The organism is Halomonas heilongjiangensis, from assembly GCF_002879645.1.
Lineage (GTDB): Bacteria > Pseudomonadota > Gammaproteobacteria > Pseudomonadales > Halomonadaceae > Halomonas > Halomonas heilongjiangensis.
In genome coordinates this window covers 66590-88810 of record NZ_PNRE01000047.1, presented here as the reverse complement: position 1 = coordinate 88810, position 22221 = coordinate 66590, and the positions used below count along the sequence as shown (strand labels likewise).

Sequence of the window (22221 nt, the reverse complement as noted above, 5' to 3'; positions counted from 1 at the left end):
CCCCCGGCTGCGCGGTGGCGGCAAGCCGCCTACCTGGAGGGGGAGCGCCGTACGATCGGTCACCGCATGCCGGTTGTCCGGGCTATCTTGACCTGCGTCAAGGTGCCGTCTGCCGTCCTTGGTGGATAGTGTAGTGGTGGCCATCGGATTCACCTTCACCAACGACCAGCCGACCACAGGGGAGTCACGACCATGCCTGCCATGATGAAAGCCGCGATCTTCGTCGAGCCGGGGCGCATCGAGATCGACGACAAGCCGATTCCGGAGATCGGCCCCGACGACGCCCTGATCCGGGTGACCACCACCACCATCTGCGGCACCGACGTGCATATCCTCAAGGGCGAGTACCCGGTGGAGAAGGGGCTCACCATCGGCCACGAGCCGGTGGGCGTGATCGAGAAGCTGGGCGCCAACGTGCGGGGCTATGCCGAGGGGCAGCGGGTGATCGCCGGGGCCATCTGCCCGAGCTTCACCTCCTACGCCTGCCAGGACGGCTGCAGCGCCCAGGACGGCGGTCACCACGCCCATGGCTACAAGCCCATGGGCGGCTGGCGATTCGGCAACACCATTGACGGCGCCCAGGCGGAGTACCTGCGGGTGCCCGACGCCCAGGCCAACCTCTCGCCGGTGCCGGACGGCCTCACCGACGAGCAGGTGCTGATGTGTCCCGACATCATGTCCACCGGCTTCGCCGGGGCCGAGTCCGCCGGCATCCGGATCGGCGACAGCGTGGCGGTATTCGCCCAGGGGCCGATCGGGCTGTGCGCCACCGCCGGGGCGCGGCTGCGCGGGGCGGGGCTGATCATCGCCGTCGACGGCGTCGACGAGCGCCTCGCGATGGCCAGGCAGATGGGCGCCGACATCACCCTGGACTTCCGCAAGGTCGACGTGGTGGCGGAGATCCTCAGGCTCTCCGGCGGCCGCGGCGTCGACGCCTCCATCGAGGCGCTGGGGCTGCAGTCGACCTTTGAGTCGGCGCTGCGGGTGCTCAAGCCCGGCGGGACCCTGTCGAGCCTCGGGGTCTACTCCGGCGACCTGACCATCCCGCTGGATGCCTTCTGCGCCGGGCTGGGCGACCACCGGATCATCACCTCGCTCTGCCCCGGCGGCAAGGAGCGCATGCGCCGGCTGATGCAGGTGATCGAGTCGGGCCGCCTGGACCTCGGCCCCATGGTCACGCACCGCTACCCGCTCGAGCGGATCGTCGAGGCCTATGAGCTCTTTTCCCACCAGCGCGACGGCGTGCTGAAGGTGGCCATCTCCGCCAGCTGAGCAGCGTTGAAACGGCGACTGGGGCTTTCGGCACGGGGTGCTACTCTGATTTCAACGGCATTGAACGGCCATTCAATGTTCATCCCGCCGTCATGAAGTCGCGAGATAAGGGTCGGGTGGCATCAGCCTGTGCATCCGATCCGATGACCCTGTGCCTGACCCATCATGGAGAGCTCGTCATGTCGTTCACACGTCGCCGTTTCCTGCAGGGCACCCTGGCCGCCGGCGCCGCCGCCACCGTGCCGTCCTTCTATATCAACAAGGTGCTGGCCCAGGAGCAGACCCTGCGCATCTATGCCTGGGCGGGCTACTTCTCCGACGCCATGCTGGCCGACTTCACCGAGAAGACCGGCATCCGCGCCACCTTCACCCCTTATGGCACCAACGACGAGCTGATGAATTCGCTGCGCGCCGCCGACGGTAGCGGCTTCGACGTCATCATGCCCACCGTGGACAGGGTGCCGGGGTATCTCGACTATGACCTCGTCCAGCCGCTCGACGAGTCCCGCATCAACTGGAGCGGCGCGCTCGACAGTGCCATCGAGGGCTCCGAGGTCGGCGGCGTGGTCGACGGCAAGCGCTACTTCGCCCCCAGCGACTGGGGCACCGAGGCGATCACCTGGCACCGTCGCGATGCCCAGGTCGACCGCGCCGACCTCAGCTATGCCGACCTGTGGAACCCCGAGCACGGCCAGGGCGTGACGGTGCGCGGCCACTCGGCGCTGGTGGGCATCGGCCTGTGGCTGGAGCGCGAGGGACGGCTGCCGTTCCCGTTGCTCGACTCCTACAAGAGCGAAGAGGCGATGCGCGCCAACTTCGATGTCATCCTCGAGGAGGCGGTCAAGCACAAGCAGATGCTGGTGCAGTTCTGGGACACCGAGAACGAGGCCCAGGCGGCCTTCCGTACCAACGGCGCCATCATCGGCCAGACCTGGGACTCCACCGCCTTCCGCCTGCAACAGGAGGGCGAGGACATCGCCTACGGGGCGCCGAAGGAGGGGGCCCTGGCGTGGATGGAGGGCTTCGTGATTCCCAAGAACGCCCAGAATCCCGATGCCGTCTACGAGCTGATCAACTGGTACTACACCCCGGAGGCCGGCGCCATGTTCGTCGAGGCCACCGGCTACAACTCTACCTCGAAGGGCGCCACCGAACTGCTGCCCGAGGCGACCCGCCAGTTCTTCACCGACTCCTACACCGAGGAGGATCTGGCCAACCTCTGGTGGTGGCCGATCCAGGAGCCCTGGTACGTGGCGCTTCGCAACGAGTATCAGGACCGCTATCTCTCCGCCTGATGCGGGCATCGACAGCGAGGTGACCATGGACGGAAGCGTCCGGCTGGAGGAGGTGGTGATGCGCTTCGGCGACTTCACCGCCATCGAGAGGACGTCGCTCGAGATCGGGTCGGGGGAGTTCTTCAGCTTCCTCGGCCCCTCGGGCTGCGGCAAGACCACGCTGCTCAATATCGTCAGCGGCTTCCTGGTGCCCAGCGAGGGGCAGGTGTTCATCGGTGGCGAGCCGGTGGCCGGGGTGCCGGTGAATCGCCGGCCCACGGCGATGATCTTCCAGAACCTGGCGCTCTTCCCGCTGATGACGGTGTTCGAGAACATCGAGTTCGGCCTGGAGGTGCGCGGGGTCGGCAGGCAGCAGCGCCGCGAGGTGTCGGAGCGGCTGCTGGCGCTGGTGGCCCTGGAGGGTAGCGGCCCCAAGCGGGTCACCGAGCTCTCCGGCGGCCAGAAGCAGCGGGTGGCCATCGCCCGGGCGCTGGCGGTGGAACCGCGGGTGCTGCTGCTCGACGAGCCGCTCTCGGCGCTGGACCTCAAGCTGCGTCAGCACATGCGCGCCGAGCTCAAGGCGATCCAGCGCAAGACCGGTATCACCTTTATCTATATCACCCACGACCAGGGCGAGGCGCTGACCATGTCCGATCGGGTGGCGGTGATGTCGGCGGGGCGGATCCAGCAGGTCGCCGACCCCATGACCCTCTACCGTGCCCCGGCGACCGGCTTCGTCGCCGCCTTCGTCGGCGAGAACAATCGCCTCGAGGCCCGGGTGATCGATGTCGAGGGACAGCGCCAGCGGGTGCGCCTCGACGGCGGGGCGCTGGGCGAACTGAGCGGCTATGCCGGGGAGGGCGCGCGACTGGGAAATGGCGAGCGAGTCGCGCTCTACGTGCGGCCTGAGCATCTGCGGCCGGTCAACGATGCCAGCGGCGTCCCGCGCTTCGAGGCCGAGATCGAGGCGGTGCATTTCGAGGGGGCCTGGGTGATGCTGGAGACACGACTGCTCGCCTCCGGCGAGAAGCTGCGGGTACAGCTCGGCCATGAGGTCTCGCGGCGGTCGGCGGACTCGCTCGCCGTCGGCCGGCGGATGGCCTTCGGCTATGATCCGGCCGATGCGGTGGTGCTGCCCGATGACGGCAGCCCGGTGGTCGACGAGGCCACCGGTGAGGTGGTGGAGACGGATCGCGGTGCCACGCCAGCAGGAGGAGCCCATGTTCCGTCAGCTTAGGGCGCGTTTCGGCGGCCCGCTGGCGGCGGCCATCCTGACCCTGCTCGGCATCTGGCTGATCGTGATGGTCACCCTGCCGCAGTTGCAGATGATCGACTACTCGCTGCGGCCCAACCTGTTGCCGGCCCAGGTGGGCGGGCCCGAGGACGGCTGGACGCTGGCCAACTACATCACCCTGTTCAACAACGACATCCACCGGGCGATCTTCTTCAAGACCCTGTGGTCGAGCGTGCTGGTGACCCTGCTGACCCTGGCGGTGAGTTACCCGCTGGCCTGGTACCTGGCCAAGGTGGCCACGCCGCGGCAGGCGGCGCTGTGCATCCTGCTGCTGATCGTGCCCTTCTGGATCAACGAGATCCTGCGCACCTACTCCTGGTTCATCATCCTGGCGTTCCGCGGCCCGCTCAACGAGGTGCTGATGATGCTGGGGCTGATCGATCGGCCGATCCGCTTCCTCAGCGGCAACGGCGGGGTGATGGTGGGCATGGTCTATGCCTACATCCTGTTCATGGTCTTCCCGGTCTACAACGCCATCGAGAGCCTCGACGACAACCAGGTGCGAGCGGCGCGGGACCTGGGGGCGGGCACGGTGCGCACCCATCGGCGCATCGTCATTCCCCATGCCAAGCCGGGCATCGCCACCGGCTGCATCATGACCTTCATGCTGGCGGCCGGCAGCTACGCGGTGCCGGCGCTGCTCGGCTCGCCGGGCAGCCGCTGGTTCACCCAGATCATCTATAACTGGTTCTTCGAGGGCGGCAACTGGAACCAGGGCGCGGCCTACGCCTTCCTGCTGCTGGTGCTGTGCATCGGCTTCATGTCGCTGGTGATGAGGGTCTTCAAGGTGGGGCTGGGGGACATTGCCAAATGAGGAGCTGGGCCAAATGAGGAGCTGGGCCAAATGAGGAGCTGGGCCAAATGAGGAACCGGGCCAAATGAGCAGCGTGGCAAAGGCGTCAGGGACGGGCAGGATGAGCTCTCAGCGACTGCTGGCCTTCGGGCTGCGCTTCTACGTGGTGGTGTTCTTCGCCTATCTGTTCCTGCCACTGCTGGTGATGGGCGCAGCCACCTTCAACGACAGCCGCTTTCCCACCGTGACCCCCTGGGACGGCACCACCCTGCGCTGGTTCGGCGAGCTCGCCGCCGACGGCGGCATGTGGCAGGCGCTGACCAACAGCCTGATCGTCGCCGTCGGGGTGCTGGTGGTGGCGGTGCCCATCGGCATCGCCACGGCGCTGTTCCTCAACACCGTCTCGAGCCGCGCCAAGCCCTTCCTCTACGCGTTGATCCTCTCGCCGCTGCTCACCCCCGGGGTGATCATCGGCATCTCGACGCTGATCTTCTGGCGCCAGTTCGGCGTCAGTGGCGGCATCTTCCTCACCGTACTGGGCCAGGCCACCTTCATCGCCGCCTACGTGATGCTGATGGTCACCGCCCGGCTGCAGCGCTTCGACCGCACCATGGAGCGCGCCGCCCTCGATCTCGGCGCCAGCCAGTGGCAGATGTTCCGCCGCATCCTGCTGCCCTACCTGAAGCCGGCGATCTATTCGGCGGCGGTGATCGCCTTCCTGCAGTCCTTCGAGAACTACAACACCACGCTGTTCGTGGTCGGCTATGACACGACCCTGACGGTCTATATCGCCTCCAAGGTGCGCACCGGCCTGACCCCGGCGGTCAATGCCCTGGGGCTGATCCTGATCCTGTTCACCGTGGTGCTGGCCGTTGCCTACGAGGTGAAGCGGCGGCGTGAGGCAGCCGGTGCCGTGAAGGGCGTATAGTCGCCATCCACCACAACGAGGCGATGGCCCGGCACGCCGAACCCGGGCCATCGAGAGAGAGCACGTCATGGCCGAGCAGGAATTCGACTATATCGTGGTGGGCGCCGGCACCGCCGGCTGCCTGCTGGCCAACCGCCTGAGCGCCGACCCCGCCAACCGGGTGCTGCTCATCGAGGCGGGAGGGCGCGACAACTACCACTGGGTACATATCCCGGTGGGGTACCTCTACTGCATCAACAACCCGCGTACCGACTGGTGCTTTCGCACCGAGCCGGATGCCGGCCTCAACGGTCGCTCGCTGATCTACCCGCGGGGCAAGACCCTGGGCGGCTGCTCGAGCATCAACGGCATGATCTACATGCGTGGGCAGGCCAGGGACTACGACGGCTGGGCCGAGGCGACCGGTGACGCGGCCTGGCGCTGGGAGAACTGCCTGCCGGACTTCATCAGGCACGAGAACCACTATCGCCTGGATGGGAACGCCGACGCCGACGGCGAGCACCGGCGCTTCCATGGCCACGGCGGCGAGTGGCGGGTGGAGCGGCAGCGCCTGAGGTGGCAGGTGCTGGACGCCTTCGCCGAGGCGGCGGTCCAGGCCGGCATTCCCCGCACCCGCGACTTCAACCGCGGTTGCAACGAGGGTGTCGACTACTTCGAGGTCAACCAGCGTGCGGGCTGGCGCTGGAACACCGCCAAGGCCTTCCTGCGCCCGGTTTGCGTGAAGCGCAGCAACTTCGTGCTCTGGCACTCGACCCAGGTGCGGCGGCTGCTGTTCGAGGAGGGGGAGGGCGGCCGGCCGCGGGCCAGCGGCGTGGAGGTCGAGCGTGGCGGCCGGGTCCACGGCGTGAAGGTGCGTGGCGAGGTGATCCTCTCCGCCGGGGCCATCGGCTCGCCGCAACTGCTGCAACTTTCCGGCATCGGCCCCGTCGACCTGCTCACCGAGCACGGCATCCCCGTGGTGTGCGAGCTGCCCGGGGTCGGCGAGAACCTGCAGGACCACCTGCAGATCCGCTCTGTCTATCGCCTCACCGGGGCCAGGACCCTCAACACCCTGGCCGCGTCATGGCTGGGCAAGGCGCGCATCGGGCTGGAGTATGTGCTGCGCCGCACCGGCCCCATGAGCATGGCGCCCTCCCAGCTCGGGGCCTTTACCCGCAGCTCCAGCGAGTACGAGCACCCCAATCTCGAGTACCACGTCCAGCCGCTGAGCCTGGAGGCCTTCGGCCAGCCGCTGCACGACTTCCCGGCGATCACCGCCAGCGTCTGCAACCTCAACCCGACCAGCCGCGGCACCGTGCGCATCCGCAGTCGCGACCCGCACCAGGCGCCGGCGATCGCGCCCCACTACCTGAGCACACCGGAGGATCGCCAGGTGGCGGCGGACTCGCTGCGGGTGACACGGCGCATCGCCGAGCAGCCGGCGTTCGCGAGATACGAGCCGGTGGAGGTCAAGCCCGGGGTGCAGTACCAGAGCGACGACGACCTGGCGCGGCTCGCCGGCGATATCGGCACCACCATCTTCCATCCGGTGGGGACCACGAGGATGGGCCGTGACGACGATCCCCGGGCGGTGGTCGACTCGCACCTGCGGGTGCGCGGCGTACAGGGCCTGCGGGTGGTCGATGCCGGCGTCATGCCGACCATCACCAGCGGCAACACCAATTCGCCGACCCTGATGATCGCCGAGAAGGCGGCGGGCTGGATCCTTGCCGGCGCGTAACTTTCTTGTCATGCGGTGCAAATAAGGTTTGACGTGCGCCCGGCAAGGGGGCATGCTGCGTGCAGTTGGTTAGCAAGTCGAACATCGCAGGTGGTCATCGAGCAGCCCATGGCGTCGATTTCCCGGTGAAAAGTTTCTTGTTCTACCCACTGCAACTCGGGTATTTCCCGGCAAATCAAACGCTATTCGAGGAATTCGATAATGGCTACCGGTACCGTCAAGTGGTTCAACGACACCAAAGGCTTCGGCTTCATCTCTCCGGACGACAACGGTGACGACCTGTTCGCTCACTTCTCCGAGATCAAGGCTGAAGGCTTCAAGTCCCTGCAGGACGGTCAGAAGGTCTCCTTCGACGTCACCCAGGGCAAGAAAGGCCTCCAGGCTTCCAACATCCAGGTCATCGGCTAATCGCCATTCGATCTTGATGTGACTGCCTCACGGCAGTAGAAGAAGGCCCGCGCAAGCGGGCCTTTTTGCTGTGTGAAGGTCCGATTTTATTATTCATTTATCGAATAGATGAATTTCTAAAAATAACTTTTTAGAATATGCGATGGCGTTCACAATAGGCCGGTTGTCCTCCTGAGTGATCGGATGCCCCATGCCGCTGGATGCCTGGATTTCCCTCGTCGTCGTCATCGGCGTCTTCCCGCTGATGGCCTTCTCTCGTCTCGGTCCCGATATCGTCCTGCTCGGGGCGGTGATCCTGCTGTTGACCCTGGGCGTGATCGACGCCGAACAGGCGCTCGGCGGCTTCTCCAGCAGTGGCCTGTTCACCGTGGCCTTCATGTACGTGCTGGTCACCAGCATCCGCGAGACCGGTGGCATCGATCTGATCATCCGCCATGTGCTGGGGCGGCCCCGGGGCGAGGGCAAGGTGCTGGCTCGCCTGCTGCTGCCGGTGGCCTCGCTGAGCGGTTTCCTCAACAACACGCCGGTGGTTGCCACCTACATCCCGGCGGTGCTGAGCTGGAGCCGCCGGGTGGGCGTGCCGGCGCATCGGCTGCTGATGCCGCTCAGTTTCGCCTCGATCCTCGGCGGTACCATCACCCTGTTCGGCACCAGCACCAATCTGGTGGTGCATGGCCTGCTGATCGATCGTGACCCCTCGCTGGCCATGGGGCTGTTCGACATCGCCTGGGTGGGCATACCGGTGGCCGTGGTCGGCCTGGCCTACCTGATCCTGGTGGGGCCACGGCTGCTGCCGGCACGGCGAGGGGCCGAGGCGGTCTTCGAGAACCCCCGCGAGTTCACCATCGAGATGGAGGTCGATGCCTCCGGTCCGCTGGTCGATCGCACGGTGGAGGAGGCCGGCCTGCGCCACCTGCAGGAGCTGTTCCTGGTGGAGATCGAGCGCGATGGCAACGTGGTCAGCGTGGTGGGCCCCGGTGAGCGTCTCAAGGGCGGCGACCGGCTGGTCTTCGCCGGCACCAGCGAGGGCGCGGTGGAACTGCAGCAGGTGCGCGGCCTGGTGCCCACGCGCCAGGGCGAATCCAGCCTGGAGAAGGACTTCAAGGAGCGCCGCCTGGTCGAGGCGGTGGTCTCCAACCAGTGCCAGTTCGTCGGCCAGCGCATCCGGGACGGCCATTTCCGCACCCTCTATGGCGCCGCCGTGCTGGCGGTGTGTCGTGGCGGCGAGCGGGTCGCCGGCAACCTCGGCCAGGTCCGCCTGCAGCCCGCCGACGTGCTGTTGCTGGAGGCTCGGCCACCGTTCATCGAGCGGCATCGCCAGTCGCGGGACTTCCTGCTGATCAGCCAGGTCAATGGGGCGGCGCGTCCGGTGCACGAGAAGGCCTGGCTGGCCTGGAGCATCCTCGGTGGCGTGGTGCTGCTGGCCACCCTGGGGGTGATGAGCATGATGAATGCCGCGATGCTGGGGGCGGCCCTGGCGCTACTGACCGGCTGCTGCTCGGTGGGGGCGGCCAAGCGTGGCCTCGACGCCCAGGTGTTGCTGACCATCGCCGCCTCCTTCGGGCTCGGTGCCGCGCTCGAGGCCTCCGGGGCGGCGGTCGTCCTGGCCGGCGCCGTCCTCGACCTGGCCGACGGCAACCCGTGGACGCTGTTGGTGGCGGTCTATGTGCTGGTGGCCCTGCTCACGGCCCTGGTCACCAACAATGCGGCCGCGGTGATCACCTTCCCCATCGTCATGGCCAGCGCCGACAGCCTGGGGGTCGATCCCATGCCCTTCGTGGTGGCGGTGATGTTCGCCGCCTCGGCGAGCTTCCTCACGCCGATCGGCTACCAGACCAACCTGATGGTCCACGGCCCGGGAGGCTACCATTTCAGCGACTTCCTGCGCCTCGGCGGGCCGCTCAACCTGCTCACCGGGGCAGTGGCGTTGACCCTCATTCCGCTGATCTGGCCCTTCTGAGGCGGCCTGTCATCTCGCCGCCGTCCGTCGATTGCGGTAGGGTGTCGGCTTTCGATCGCCCCATCCACTGTCCCCGGAACCGACCCCATGAGCACTCCTGGTGAACTGATCATCGAGCCGCGCAGCGGCCGGCCTGCCGACGCCTGTGTCTTCATCCTGCATGGCCTCGGTGCCGACGGCAGCGACTTCGAGCCGCTGGTGCCGGCGCTCCCGCTGCCCAGCGACGACGCCGTGCGTTTCATCCTGCCCCATGCCCCACGCCTGCCGGTGACCATCAACGGCGGCATGGTGATGCCGGCCTGGTACGACATCCTCGAGATGAACCTCGACCGCCGTATCGACGAGCGGCAGCTGATGGCCTCCGCCGGGCGCATCCAGGCCCTGATCAGCGAACAGATCGACCACGGCATCGACAGCCGCCGGATCATCCTCGCCGGTTTCTCCCAGGGGGGCGCCGTCGCCTACCAGGCGGCACTGTCGTTCGCCCAGCCGCTGGGGGGGCTGCTCGCCCTGTCGACCTACTTCGCCACCGCCGACAGCATCGAGCTCGCCGAGGCCAATCGCGGCCTGCCCATCGAGGTGCATCACGGCAGCTTCGATCCGGTGGTGCCCGAGGCGCTGGGCAGGGCCGGTTTCGAGAAGGTCCGGTCGCTGGGCTACCCGGCGAACTACCGCCGCTATCCCATGGCCCATGCGGTCTGCCCGCAGCAGGTCACGGATATCGGCACGTGGCTCTCCGAGCGGCTCGCCGCTTGACGCCAAGCCCGCGTCGACGGGCTCGGTACGGCGGGTCAGGGTGTCTCGCCGCCGAAGTTGGGGTACTGTAGGCCGAGAAGGCCCACTAGAGGCCGATCGCTGTCGTCAGCGAGAAACCCCAAGGTAGGTGTGGCGCATGGATAGAGCCAGGCCAGGGCGTAGGGAAAGACATGAGGGTCAGCATCGGGTGCGACGTCGCTGGGCGTTCGGCGCCATGGCGGCGCTTGCCCTGGCGTTGATGGTCGGCGGTGCCGGTGCCCTGCTCGGTGTCTGGCCGGCCCTGGGGCTGGTAGGGCTGGTCCTGGCCGTCAGCCTGGTGGTGATCCAGCGCCTCGAGGCCCGCGCCCGCGACCGGCGACGCAGCGCCGAGGAACGCCTGGCCGACCGGCTGCTGGCCGGCTTCCCCGGGGCGGTGATACTGGTCGATGACGCGGGAGTGGTGGAACAACTCAACCCCGACTTCGAGCACCATGCGGGCTACCCGCCCGGACAGCTGCTCGGCAGGCGTGTCACTACCCTGGACGTCAAGCCGCTGCATGGCGACATGCACCATGCGTTGAACTTCGCCGCCGCCCGTGGCCAGCCGTGGCAGGGTGTGCTGGCCTGTCGGCGTGCCGATGGCGAGCGATGCTACCAGGATACCGTGGTGTTGCCGCTGCTCGAGGAGCCCGACGGCCGACGGCGGTTGCTGCTCGTCCAGCGCGACGTTACCCGCATGCGCCAGCGCTACCTGCACGACCAGATGCTGCTCGAGCAACTGCAGGGTACCGTCTCCCGGCTGCCCGCGGTGATCTTCCAGGCCCGGCAGGATACCAGTGGTCGGATCGGCTTCCTCTACCTCAGCGAGGAGTTGCAGCGGCTCTGTGGCTTGAGCCCGGAAGCGGTGCTGGACGATGCCGATCGGCTGCTCAAGCGGGTCCACCCGGAGGATCGCGATCGGCTCACCGCATCGATCGCCCAGTCGGCGGTGAGCCTGGAGCCCTGGTGGCTGGAATACCGGCTGCTTGTGCCGGACGGCGTGCGCTGGCTGGAGGGCCGGGCGGTACCTCGTCGCCGGCGCGACGGCCAGACCTTTTGGGATGGCCTGCTCATCGACATCGGCGAGCGCAAGCAGGCCGAGCAGCGGGTCCAGCAACTGGTCGGTACCGACATGCTCACCGGGGCGCTCAATCGGCGTGCCTTCTTCGAGCAGGGGGAAGCCGTGCTCGCGCTTGCCGAGCGTCATGGTCGTCGGGTGCCGCTGGCGATGCTCGACCTGGACCATTTCAAGCACCTCAATGACACCCATGGCCACGCGGCCGGCGATCTGGCGCTGCAGGCCTTCGCCATGAGCTGCCGTGACAGCCTGCGACCGTACGATCTCTTCGCCCGCATCGGTGGCGAGGAGTTCGCGGTGATACTGGTCGACAGCGACCCGGATCAGGCCTGGGAGATTCTCGAGCGTCTGCGTCTGGCGGTGGAAGCCATCGAGCTGGAGGTGGATGGCGTGATGCTCCGTTTCACCGTCAGCCTCGGGCTCACTATCCTCGAGCCGGGCGGCAGCCTGGACGGGGCGTTGTCCCGGGCCGATCGGGCGCTCTACCGGGCCAAGCGCGAAGGCCGCAACCGCATCAGCGCCCAGGGCCCCTCCGTCACGTCCCGCGGAGCTTCGTGACGCGACCGGATTGGCATCCCCGCCTTGAAGGGTGCAGGATAACCCCCATGACTGGAGAAGAGGTCTTCGTTTCCCGCCATGCCATGGAGGAGGTGAGCATGCCCGATCTTTCCACCGATTTTCGCCTGCCCGTGGCCTGTCCCAACTGTGGCAGCCATCGCATGCGGGTCTCCCAGGTGAAGAATCCCGACGACAAGGTGTTCTGTGCGTCCTGCAGGCGTTACGTCTGTCTCTATCACGAGGCCGAGACCGTGCTGCAGCAGGGGCCGGGCAGTGACAGCGAAGCGTTGATCGAGAAGGCCGCCAACAGCCCTTCCGACTGATCCGACTGGATGTCGGCCTTCGTCCCTCTCGTCCACGCCGGGCTGCTGGTGGGCCTGGCGCTGGTCTGTCTGGTCGATCGTCGGCTGGCACGGGCCTGTCTCGCCTTCATCGGCTTCGCGTTGATGATGGCGCTGGCCTGGTGGCATCTGGGGGCTCCCTGGCTGGGCCTGGCCGAGGCGCTGTTCGGTGCCCTGTTCACCGGCCTCGCGCTGCTGCATGCCCTGGGTACCTGGTCACGCGAGCCGGGGCCGCCCTCCCATGATCACTTCCTGAGGCGCCGACGCCAGGTGCCGATCCGGCTGCTGGTGGCGGTGGCGTGGGCGATCCTGGTCGCCATGGGGGTGGGCCTGCTGCTCGGCACCGGCGTGGTCGAACTCCTGGCCGAAGGGCGCCGGCGACCGCTGTTGCCGGCGGGGCTCGCCATCATGACCCTGGGGGCCTGGGCCTTCGCCACCCATACCCACCTGCTGCGTCGACTGCTCGCCTTCAATCTGCTCGGGTCGGGTATCTTCCTGCTGTTGGCGGGGCTCGCCGGCGCCCGGGCCGAGGTCCAGGCGCTGATCCTGGTGGGGCTGGTGGTGGCGTGGCTCGGCACTCTGCTGGGGGCGGTCCTGATCCGTCGCCTGCATGCCCTGGAGAGTCGCGTGACCCTGGTCGCCGAGGACGAGCCGGGAGGCGGCGAATGAGCGCCTGGTTCGGCCTGGCCGCTTCCCCGGAAGCATTTCCTCCCGCCATGATGGCGGCACTGTCGCTGGCCCTGCTGGCGCCGCCGTTGCTGGGAGTGGTGGCCATGCGCTTCCCTCCCCGCCATCCAGCACCGGTGGTGGCGGTCGCGTTGCCGGCGATCACCCTGTGGCTGTTGACCGCCGTGGCAGCGCACGGCGGTCATCATGCGCCCGTGTCGCTCGGGGCGCTCGATCTGCAACTGCGCCTCGATGCCCTCTCGGCACTGCTGCTGTTGCTGACTCAACTGCTGATGCTCGCCAGTGCCGCCTATGCCGTCGGCCATCGCCAGGCCGCGCGCATTCCGCGGCGGGCGGCCGCTTGGCTGTGGCCGCTGTTGGGCGGGCTGACCACCTCGCTGGCACTGATCTGGCTCGCCGCCGACCTGCTCACCCTCTATGCGGCACTGGAGCTGATGGGGCTCTGTGCCGTGGCCATGATGCTGTTGCCGGGCCAGGCAGACGCTCTTGCGGCGGGCATGCGCTACCTGCTCTTCGCCCTGGTGGGGTCGTTGGCCTGGTTGCTCGGGGTGGCGCTGTTGCTGGGCGCCTGGGGGCGGCTGGACCTGGCCGGCCTCTCGGCGACGGTCGAGCCCGGGCCGGTGACCTGGATCGCCGTGGCGCTGCTCAGCGCCGGGTTACTCCTCAAGGCGGCGATCTTTCCCCTGCACGCCTGGCTCGCCCCGGTGCATGGCAGTGCCTGGCCCCCGGTGAGTGCGATACACGGCGCCCTGGTGGTCAAGGCCTCCTTCTTCATCCTGTTGCAGCTTTGGCTGTTGCTGATACCGGGCCAGGTGGCTGGGGCCTGGGTGCTCGGTGGGTTGGGCAGCGCGGCGGTGCTGTGGGGCGGACTGCTGGCCTGGCGGGCTCGGGGGCTCAAGCAGGTGGTGGCCTTCTCCACGGTGGGCCAGCTGGGCTACCTGCTGCTGGCCTTTCCATTGCTGATCGGCACCAGCGAGGCGGTAGCGGCACTCGCCTGGCAGGGCACCTGGCTGCAGCTCGCCGGCCATGCCCTGGCCAAGGCGGCGATGTTCATGGCCGCCGGCAATCTGCTGCTGGCCACCGGCCACGGCGGACTCGCGGAGCTGGCCGGTACCAGCCGGCGGCTGCCGTTGGCGCTGATGACCTTTGGCATTGCCGCCGTGACCCTGATGGGGCTGCCGCCCAGCGCCGGCTTCACCGCCAAGTGGCTGTTGCTCCAGGCGGCGTTGCTCGCCGGCCAATGGCCCTGGGTGCTGGTGTTGGCGCTGGGGTCGCTGCTCACCGCTGCCTATGTCTTCCGGGTGTTCCGTTACACCTTCGTCGAGGAGGCACCGCGTCATGACTTCCGGCAACTGCCGGTCGGGATGGACCTCATTGCCTTGCTGCTGGCGCTCACGGCCCTGGGGCTGGGCCTGGCCGCCGACTGGCCCCTGGCCATGCTGCGCCCGGGCGGGGGGGAGCCATGACTGGCGCCTGGTTTCCCCTGGCCGCCCTGGGGAGTTCGCTGCTCGCCGCGGTGCTGATCTTCATGCTGCCCGAGCGGGCCTTCCGGGCGAGGACCCTGCTCAACCTCGGGGCGGCGGTGATCAAGCTGGGGGTGGTGGCCTGGATGGTCTGGGGGCTGCGTCAAGGCCGGGAGTATGCCGTCGAGTTCCCGGTGATGGAGGGCATGAGCTTCGTGCTGCGGGCCGATGCCCTGGGCATCATGTTCGCGGGGCTCTCCTCGTTGCTGTGGCTGTGCACCACCCTCTATGCCATCGGCTATCTGGAGGATTCGCCCAACCGCAAACGCTTCTTCGGCTTCTTCAGCCTCTGCGTGGCCAGTACCCTGGGCATCAGCCTGGCCGGCAACCTGTTCACCTTCCTGATCTTCTACGAGCTGCTCACCCTCTCCACCTATCCATTGGTGGTGCATCGGGGCACTCCCAAGGCGCTGGCGGCGGGAGCCGTCTACCTGCGCTTCACCCTGAGCGCCGGGCTGGTGCTGATGATCGGGATGGTGGCGCTGCATGGCCTGGTTGGGGACATCCGCTTCGGCGAACGCGAGATCCTCGCCGAGCTGGGCGCGGAGCGGCATCCGATGCTGGTGACGATCTTCGTGGCGCTGATCCTCGGGCTCGGGGTCAAGGCGGCGCTGGTGCCGCTGCACGGCTGGCTGCCGAGGGCCATGGTGGCGCCGGCGCCGGTCAGCGCACTGCTGCATGCGGTGGCGGTGGTCAAGGCCGGTGCCTTCGGCATCGTGCGACTGGTCCACGATGTCTACGGCATCGAGTTGAGCCACCAGCTGGGCCTGCTCCATGGGCTGGTGGCCATCGCCACCGTCACCATCCTCTATGGCTCGCTGCGTGCCCTGGCCCAGCAGGAGCTCAAGCCGCTGCTGGCCTTCTCCACGGTGAGCCAGGTTGCCTACATCGTGCTTGGCGTCGGCCTGTTCGGGCCCCTGGGCACCATCGCTGCGCTGTCGCACCTGCTGCACCAGGGCCTGATGAAGATCACGCTGTTCTTCTGCGCCGGCAACTATGCCGAGGAGCTGGGCATCCATCGCATCGACGATCTGGATGGCGCCGGCCGGCGCATGCCGTTGACCAGCCTGGCCTTCACGGTGGGCGCGTTGGGCATGGTCGGCCTCCCACCGGTGGTCGGCTTCTTCAGCAAGTGGTACCTGGGCACCGGCGCGGTGCAGGCCGGCATGCCCTGGGTGATCGCGGTGCTGGTCGCCAGCAGCCTGCTCAACGCCGCCTATTTCCTGCCGCTCCTGCATCGATTGTGGTTTCGTCCCGGTCCCGACCACGGGCGGGGTGAGTGGCCCGGGGAACGCCGCCTGGGCCGTTTCGAGACCAGTGGCTGGCTGCTCTGGCCGACGCTGGCCACGGCGGCCTTCAGCGTGCTGGCCGGTGTGCTGGCGGGCATGCCCTTCAGCCCGTTGGAGTGGGCCACCCGGGTCGCCATCGAGGAGTACCTGCCGTGACCTCGCTGCTCTTCGCGGCCGGCCTCTGGCTGGCCCTGCTGTGGCCACTGGCGCTGGCGCTACGGGTGCCGGTGCGCGCCGCGCTCGCTTCGCCGGGCCACTCGCGGCGGCTGCTCGACGGCCTCTGGTGCACGGCCCCGCTGCCGGCGCTCGGCCTGGCGATGCTGGCACCGCCGGGGCAACTGGTGCTGGAGTGGTGGATGCTCGGTGGGGTCTGGGAGCTCGATGGGCTGCGCCGGCCGCTGCTGGCCTTCACCGCACTGCTGTGGGGGCTGGCCGGCTTCCATGCCCGCGGCTATCTGGCCCCGGAGCAGGCGCGCCTCGAGGCCGGTGACGGCAGCGCCGGTGGCCGGCTGCAGCGCTTCGCACTGCTCTGGCCGCTGACGCTCGCCGGCAACCTGCTGCTGATCGTGGCCGAGGACATCGCCAGCTTCTACCTGGGGTTTGCCGTCATGACCTTCGCCGCCTACGGCCTGGTGGTGCACGCCGGAACCCGGGATGCCCGTGTCGGCGGCCTGGCCTATCTGGTGATGGCGGTACTGGGCGAGGGACTGATCCTCGCCGGGCTGCTGTGGGCCGCGGGCAGTGCCGGCACCCTGACCCTGGGCGGGTTGCGCGAGGCCATTGCCGCGGCGCAGCAGGGTGTCTGGATGGCCGTGTTGCTGTGGCTCGGCTTCGGGGTCAAGGCGGGGGTGGCGGGGCTCCACCTGTGGCTGCCTCTGGCACACCCGGTGGCGCCGACGCCGGCCAGTGCGGTGCTCAGCGGCGCCATGGTCAAGGCCGGCCTGGTGGGCTGGCTGGGGTCTCTGCCGCTGGGCGACCCGGGCGCCGGCGAGGCCTTCGCCCGGCTGGGCCGGGTGATGCTCGTGGCCGGTCTGCTGGCGGCCCTCGGGGCGGCGCTCTACGGTGTCTGCCAGCGCCATCCCAAGGCGGTGCTGGCCTACTCCAGCGTCAGCCAGATGGGCATGATCACCGCCCTGGTGGCGATGGGGCTGATCGCGCCCATGGCCTGGCCGGCGATCTCGGCGGCGGTGGTGCTGTTCGCCGCCCACCATGGCTTGACCAAGGGCGCCCTGTTTCTCGGTGTGAGCATCGGCGAGCACCCCCCACGCGTTCCGGCCTGGCTGCTATGGAGCCTGCTGGCGCTCCCGGCGCTGTCGCTGGCCGGTGCGCTGGGCTCTGGGCTGGCCACCAAGTGGGCCTTCAAGTCGCCGCTCTACGAGTCGGGCCATTCCGGGGTGGTGGCCTGGTTGAGCCTGGCGGCGGTGGGGACCACGGCGCTGATGGCCCGGGCGCTGTGGCGGCAGTGGCAGAGCGGGGTTCAGGCCCGGCGTGATGGCCTGATACCGTTGGCCGGTCCCATGCCGCTGGCCTGGTTGGGAATGCTGCTGGCGGCCGGCACCCTGCCCTGGTGGCTGCCGCTCGGGCGACCGGCGTGGCCGCCGGTGGATGAGCTGCCCGGCCTGCTGTGGCCGGTGGCACTGGGGGTGGGGCTGGCCGTGGCGGCGGCATGGGCTGCGCGTCGCTGGCCGTGGCACCTCCATGGGCGGCTGCCGCCCGGCGATCTCTGGTGGCCGCTTGCCGCTGCCTGGTGGGGGTGTCGGGGCCGGGTACAGGGCCCGATGGCGTGGCTCGGCGAGACCAGGGCCGTGCTGGTCGCGTGCCTGGTCGAGGGAGAGCGCAGGTGGAAAGGCCGGCTCGTGGCGGTGTCCCGCGCCGAGGGGTGGCTACGCCGCCATGCGGCGGTGTTGATGATGGTCATCGCCATCGTGCTGGCGATGACCATGTGGGGCACTGCCTGAGGGCCGGTCGACTCGCCTGATCGACCCGTGGCGCCCCGGTGGGTTTAGAGCATCTCCTCTCCGGCCAGCGCCAGCCGCGAGCGCTCGACGCTCTTGAGGGTGACGTGACCGGCGTGGGGCCAGTCGCGGAAGCGCTGGACCACGGCCGCCATGCCGCAGGTGTTGGCGGTCAGGTAGGGGGTGTCAATCTGGCCGACGTTGCCCAGGCAGACGATCTTGGTGTTGCGGCCGGCCCGGGTGACCAGCGACTTGAGCTGCTTGGGCGTGAAGTTCTGTGCCTCGTCGATGATCAGGAAGGTGTCGTTGAGGGTGCGGCCGCGCATGAAGCCGGGGGCGCGGATCTGCACCCGCGAGCCGAGCAGTTGGCGGGTGGCGCCGTTCTCCCAGCTGCTCCCGCCATCCTCGTCGCGCAGCAGGTTGTCCATGTTGTCGTGGAAGGCGCCCATCCAGGGCGACATCTTCTCCTCCTCGGTGCCGGGCAGGAAGCCGATGTCCTCGCTCATGGAGATCGGCGCCCGGGTGAAGACGATGCGCTCGAAGCGCTTGGTGTCGAGGGTCTGCTGGAAGGCGGCGGCGAGCGTCATGAAGGTCTTGCCGGTACCGGCGCTGCCGGCGATGGTGACCAGGTCGATGTCGTCGTCCATCAGCAGGTTGAGGGTGAAGTTCTGGCGGCTGTCGTGGGCATGCACGCCCCACACGCTGGCGCCGTGACGGTAGTTGGTCAGCAGTTCGAGGCTGGCCAGTTGCGGGCTGACCTCGCGCACGATGGCCTCGAAGCTGGCGCCGTTGTCGCTGTCGGAGACCAGCATGCCGAGGTGCCACTCGGCGGGGATGTCGCCGGTGAGCTGGTAGACCACCTTGTCAGCATGGCGCTCGACCCGTACGTCGACCTTCAGGCTGTCCCACAGGCCGCTGCCATCGTGGCCGGCATCGGGGTAGATCCGGGCGCCATCGATCATGGCGTCGGAGTCGTCGAAGACGCGGTCGTTGAGGTAGTCCTCCACCGGCACGCCCAGCGCCGCGGCCTTGACGCGCAGGTTGATGTCCTTGGTGACGAGTATCACCGAGGCATCGGTGCGCTCCTCGCGTAGCCGGCAGGTCTCGGCGAGAATGCGGTTGTCGGGGCTGTCGGGCAGGGGATCCAGGGGCTTGAGGTCGTTGTAGCACAGCAGGCGCAGGCGCCCCTCGGGGCCCGCGAGCCGGGTGATGGGAATGCCATCGCGAATCAGGTCGACGTTGACGTTGGCGGTCAGGTCCGAGAGGGTGCGGCTGACCTGGCGAGCGGTACGGGCTATCTCGCGGATACCGTTCTTGTGCTTGTCGAGCTCCTCGAGCACGGTCATGGGGATGACCACCTCGTGCTCATCGAACTGGTAGAGGGCGGCGGGGTCGTGGATCAGGACATTGGTGTCCAGCACATACAGCCGGGTGGCCTTCTTGTCGATGCGTACCATCGGCGCAGCTCTCCTTGTCGTCATGGTGTCGACACTCACGGCGCACGATGTCAACCATGTGACAGGGCGCTGGTCGTGCCGTCCTGCTCAGCGCGTCTGCTCACCTCCTGTTTCTGCTTGGACACTGGATATGTCCATACTATCAGCATGGACATGGATTGCTCATGCTGCAAAGCAGCGGATCAACGCTCTCTCAGCGAGAGATCTCCGGGTCCATGAAAACGCTCTCCCCGTCCAGAGTGCCATCGGCGTCGATCCGGTGGAAGAGGGTATCGCGATGGCAGCCGATACCCGTCGCGCCGACCCACTCACGCCATAACGATAGCGTGTTAACATTATGCCCTATCCATTCATGGCGCCGTGGCCTTTCGTCGTTTGGCAGCAAGAGGTATTCACCTGGGTTTCTTCGTGGAGATGGCATGAAGCTGTTGCGTGGGTTCCTGTGGCTGCTCGGTTTCCAACTGCTCGGCCATGTCGTCGTCGAACTGCTGTCCCTTCCTGTTTCCCACGCCATGGCCGGGCTGCTGTTGCTGCTGGCCTGGCTGCTGGTGAAGCGACGGCTGAACGAGAGCGTGGCCACGGCGAGCCAGGCGCTGATACCGCTGCTCGCCATGCTGATCATGCCCGGAGTGGTGGGCGTGTTCTTCGTGATCGATGAGTTCGCCGGCCACTGGATGGCGATCATGGTCGCCCTGGGTGTCGGCACCTTCCTCAGCGTGCTGACCACGCTCTGGCTGATGCGGCGCTTCATGCCCGAGGAAGCCGCGAACGCCGACGCACGGAGGCGCGAGCCATGAGCGACCTGCACGCTTCCCTGCTGAACACCCCGATACTCGCCATAGCGCTGACCCTGGCGGCCTATCTCGGCGGCATTCATCTGTTCGAACGGCTCGGCCGGCCAAGCTGGTGCCCGGCGGTGTTGATCGGCGCCGTGCTCACGGCGGCAAGCCTCTGGCTGCTGCGCTATGAGTACGCCGACTACCAGCGCAACGTGGCCTGGCTGACCCTGCTGCTGGGCCCCGCCACGGTGGCGTTGGCGGTGCCGCTCTACCAGCAGCGACAGCATATCTTCGCCTTGTGGAAGCCGATCCTGTGCTGCCTGCCGCTCGCCGCCGTGCTGGCGGCGTTCTATTCCGTCTTGATCGCCTGGCTGCTGGGGGCGCCCTCCGTAGTGCTGGCCTCCCTGGCGCCGAAGTCGGTCACCGCGCCCCTGGCCATGGGCATCATGGAGCAGATCGGCGGCTCGCTGTCGCTGATGCTCGGTGGGCTGCTGATCACCGGCGTGATGTCGACCATCTTCGTCTCGCTGCTGGCCCGCCTGCTCAGGATCACCGACAAGCGTATCCTCGGCTTCGCGCTGGGCGTGAACGGCCACGCCATCGGCATCGTCCGCGCCTTCGAACTCGGCCCCACGGCCGGCGCCTTCGCCTCGCTCGGCATGAGCCTGACGGGGGTGTTCACCGCGCTGTTCCTGCCGCTGGTATGGCGCCTGCTGGGCCTGTGACGTGACGCTGCCGTTGGACGGTGCGTTCGCCGGTCCGCCCAGCACGAGACCGTTCCCATCGGGTGATCTAGAGTGAGTAAGTGCTTGCTGGATGGGGGGCGCTTACCGCCAACGGATGAGGAAACGATGCGCACGGAAAATGAGAAGATGCTGAGCGGCGATCTCTACGACCCGCTCGACCCGCAGTTGGCCAAAGAGCGGCATCGCGCCCGCCTGCTGATGAAGGCGTTCAACGACTCCCGCGACGACCAGGGGAGGGAGCGCAAGCGGCTGCTGCTCGAACTGGTCGGCGCCATGGGCAAGGGCACCTTTATCGAGCCGCCTTTCTACTGCGACTACGGTAGCAACATCACCCTGGGCGAGCGGGTCTTCTTCAACTTCAACTGCGTGATCCTCGACGTGGCCCAGGTCACCATCGGCAACCACGTGCTGTTCGGCCCCAATGTGCAGGTCTACACCGCCACCCACCCGCTCGATGCCGAGCAGCGCCGCAGCGGCCTGGAAGCCGCCAGGCCCATCTCCATCGGCGATGATGTCTGGATCGGCGGCGGGGCGATTCTCTGCCCCGGTGTCACGATCGGCGTCCGTTCGGTCATCGGCGCCGGCAGCGTGGTGACGAAGGACATCCCCGAGGATGTGTTTGCCGCTGGCAACCCCTGCCGGGTGATACGCGCTCTCGAAAGTGGCGAATCGCGACTCCCTCTACCCAGTACGCGAACGTCGAGAATCGAAAAGTGCATACCGAGCATTCTCGAGGGTAAGGGCTTGAACGATCGCTGATCCCGGGTATGTCAGGTGAGTAAGTACTGACTGGAGGGCTTGTCGCACCCTTGCTATCTGATGCGAAGTCCTTGCCAGGGAATCGGCCATGGGTAACGAACACTCACCAGTCTCACCACCAGCATCCACCGCTTCTATCCGCCGGCACTCCCCGAGTACCGGCGGCTTCCTCACGCCTCGATCCACACCTCATCGCCCTTGAAGCTTACCTTCCAGCTGCGCAGCGCGACGCTGTCGTCTTCCAGGCATTGGCCGTCTTCCAGGCGGAAGTGCTGTTTGTAGATCGGTGAGGCGACGACGAGCTGGCCCTTGAGGTCGCCGACGATGCCGCGGGCGATGACGTTGGCGTTGGAGAAGGGGTCGTGATGGTCCAGGGCGTAGAGTTCCTGTTCGTGGCCGGGGAGGTAGAAGAGCGCGACCTGTGCCGGCCCTTCGGCGGTTTCCACCCAGGCGGCGACGCCGGAGAACGGCACCAGGGCGGCACGGGCACAGAGGGATTGCCAGGTCTGGGTCATGGTCTTGGCTGCAGTGGCGTTGGTCATGGAAAACTCCTTGTGTTCGGTTGGCGAGTTGCCGGCGCGGGGAGACCCTCCGGGGTCAGACCCCGGCGGCGGTGATGCCGCCCG

General features: G+C 67.7%; 20 protein-coding genes. 18 read left to right on the top strand and 2 right to left on the bottom strand.

The genetic code is table 11. The features are described from left to right. The first annotated feature begins 192 nt into the window (after positions 1 to 192). The 15 genes from C1H66_RS10875 (at position 193) to C1H66_RS10805 (ending at position 17857) form a co-directional block, all read left to right on the top strand. Positions 193 to 1272 (top strand): NAD(P)-dependent alcohol dehydrogenase, encoded by a 1080-nt coding sequence (locus tag C1H66_RS10875; RefSeq protein WP_102627900.1) that lies wholly within the window; start codon positions 193 to 195, stop codon positions 1270 to 1272. Positions 1273 to 1451: 179 nt separating this feature from the next. After that, positions 1452 to 2567: an extracellular solute-binding protein gene (locus tag C1H66_RS10870; protein ID WP_102627899.1), complete on the top strand. Its 1116-nt coding sequence runs from the start codon at positions 1452 to 1454 to the stop codon at positions 2565 to 2567. Positions 2568 to 2592: 25 nt separating this feature from the next. Next, positions 2593 to 3783 (top strand): ABC transporter ATP-binding protein, encoded by a 1191-nt coding sequence (locus C1H66_RS10865; RefSeq protein ID WP_102627898.1) that lies wholly within the window; start codon positions 2593 to 2595, stop codon positions 3781 to 3783. Beyond that, positions 3767 to 4654 (top strand): ABC transporter permease, encoded by an 888-nt coding sequence (locus C1H66_RS10860; RefSeq protein ID WP_102627897.1) that lies wholly within the window; start codon positions 3767 to 3769, stop codon positions 4652 to 4654. Before C1H66_RS10865 ends, C1H66_RS10860 begins: the two co-directional genes overlap by 17 nt. Positions 4655 to 4754: 100 nt before the next feature. Further along, the gene (locus tag C1H66_RS10855) at positions 4755 to 5561 is read left to right on the top strand and encodes an ABC transporter permease (RefSeq protein ID WP_102627896.1); all 807 of its coding nucleotides are present in this window, start codon (positions 4755 to 4757) and stop codon (positions 5559 to 5561) included. A gap of 67 nt (positions 5562 to 5628) precedes the next feature. Next, positions 5629 to 7281 (top strand): GMC family oxidoreductase, encoded by a 1653-nt coding sequence (locus C1H66_RS10850; RefSeq protein ID WP_102627895.1) that lies wholly within the window; start codon positions 5629 to 5631, stop codon positions 7279 to 7281. A gap of 201 nt (positions 7282 to 7482) precedes the next feature. Further along, a complete protein-coding gene (locus C1H66_RS10845) occupies positions 7483 to 7689 on the top strand; it encodes a cold-shock protein (RefSeq protein ID WP_040185674.1) in 207 nt (68 codons plus the stop codon). Between the two features lie 190 nt (positions 7690 to 7879). After that, positions 7880 to 9649 (top strand): SLC13 family permease, encoded by a 1770-nt coding sequence (locus C1H66_RS10840; protein ID WP_102627894.1) that lies wholly within the window; start codon positions 7880 to 7882, stop codon positions 9647 to 9649. Positions 9650 to 9736: 87 nt separating this feature from the next. Then, the gene (locus C1H66_RS10835) at positions 9737 to 10405 is read left to right on the top strand and encodes an alpha/beta hydrolase (RefSeq protein ID WP_102627893.1); all 669 of its coding nucleotides are present in this window, start codon (positions 9737 to 9739) and stop codon (positions 10403 to 10405) included. A 187-nt stretch (positions 10406 to 10592) separates the two neighbouring features. Next, a complete protein-coding gene (locus C1H66_RS10830) occupies positions 10593 to 12059 on the top strand; it encodes a sensor domain-containing diguanylate cyclase (RefSeq protein WP_170064134.1) in 1467 nt (488 codons plus the stop codon). A 47-nt stretch (positions 12060 to 12106) separates the two neighbouring features. Then, entirely contained in the window at positions 12107 to 12382 is a 276-nt protein-coding gene (locus C1H66_RS10825) for a hypothetical protein (RefSeq protein WP_240618281.1), read from the top strand. A 9-nt stretch (positions 12383 to 12391) separates the two neighbouring features. Next, on the top strand, positions 12392 to 13069 hold the full coding sequence (locus C1H66_RS10820) for a hydrogenase subunit MbhD domain-containing protein (protein ID WP_102627891.1): 678 nt from the start codon (positions 12392 to 12394) through the stop codon (positions 13067 to 13069). Then, positions 13066 to 14553, top strand: a complete 1488-nt coding sequence (locus C1H66_RS10815) for a complex I subunit 5 family protein (protein WP_102627890.1) — start codon at positions 13066 to 13068, stop codon at positions 14551 to 14553. The genes C1H66_RS10820 and C1H66_RS10815 overlap by 4 nt, the downstream gene beginning before the upstream one ends. Further along, entirely contained in the window at positions 14550 to 16055 is a 1506-nt protein-coding gene (locus tag C1H66_RS10810; RefSeq protein ID WP_102627889.1) for a complex I subunit 5 family protein, read from the top strand. The genes C1H66_RS10815 and C1H66_RS10810 overlap by 4 nt, the downstream gene beginning before the upstream one ends. Further along, complete coding sequence (locus C1H66_RS10805) at positions 16052 to 17857, top strand: complex I subunit 5 family protein (protein ID WP_170064133.1); 1806 nt, start codon at positions 16052 to 16054, stop codon at positions 17855 to 17857. The genes C1H66_RS10810 and C1H66_RS10805 overlap by 4 nt, the downstream gene beginning before the upstream one ends. Positions 17858 to 17901: 44 nt before the next feature. On the opposite strand, the gene C1H66_RS10800 is transcribed toward C1H66_RS10805, so the two are convergent. Next, a complete protein-coding gene (locus C1H66_RS10800) occupies positions 17902 to 19311 on the bottom strand; it encodes a PhoH family protein (RefSeq protein WP_102627888.1) in 1410 nt (469 codons plus the stop codon). A 419-nt stretch (positions 19312 to 19730) separates the two neighbouring features. Here C1H66_RS10800 and C1H66_RS10795 point away from each other — a divergent pair, with 419 nt between their 5' ends. The 3 genes from C1H66_RS10795 to C1H66_RS10785 all read left to right on the top strand — a co-directional run bounded on the left by C1H66_RS10795 (position 19731) and on the right by C1H66_RS10785 (position 21595). Next, entirely contained in the window at positions 19731 to 20108 is a 378-nt protein-coding gene (locus tag C1H66_RS10795) for a CidA/LrgA family protein (protein ID WP_102627887.1), read from the top strand. Beyond that, the gene (locus C1H66_RS10790; protein WP_102627886.1) at positions 20105 to 20815 is read left to right on the top strand and encodes an LrgB family protein; all 711 of its coding nucleotides are present in this window, start codon (positions 20105 to 20107) and stop codon (positions 20813 to 20815) included. The genes C1H66_RS10795 and C1H66_RS10790 overlap by 4 nt, the downstream gene beginning before the upstream one ends. 126 nt (positions 20816 to 20941) lie before the next feature. Next, the gene (locus tag C1H66_RS10785) at positions 20942 to 21595 is read left to right on the top strand and encodes a sugar O-acetyltransferase (RefSeq protein WP_102627885.1); all 654 of its coding nucleotides are present in this window, start codon (positions 20942 to 20944) and stop codon (positions 21593 to 21595) included. Between the two features lie 170 nt (positions 21596 to 21765). Here the strand turns inward: C1H66_RS10785 and nirD are convergent, their stop codons facing one another. After that, entirely contained in the window at positions 21766 to 22137 is a 372-nt protein-coding gene (gene nirD, locus C1H66_RS10780; RefSeq protein ID WP_102627884.1) for a nitrite reductase small subunit NirD, read from the bottom strand. Positions 22138 to 22221 lie beyond the last annotated feature (84 nt).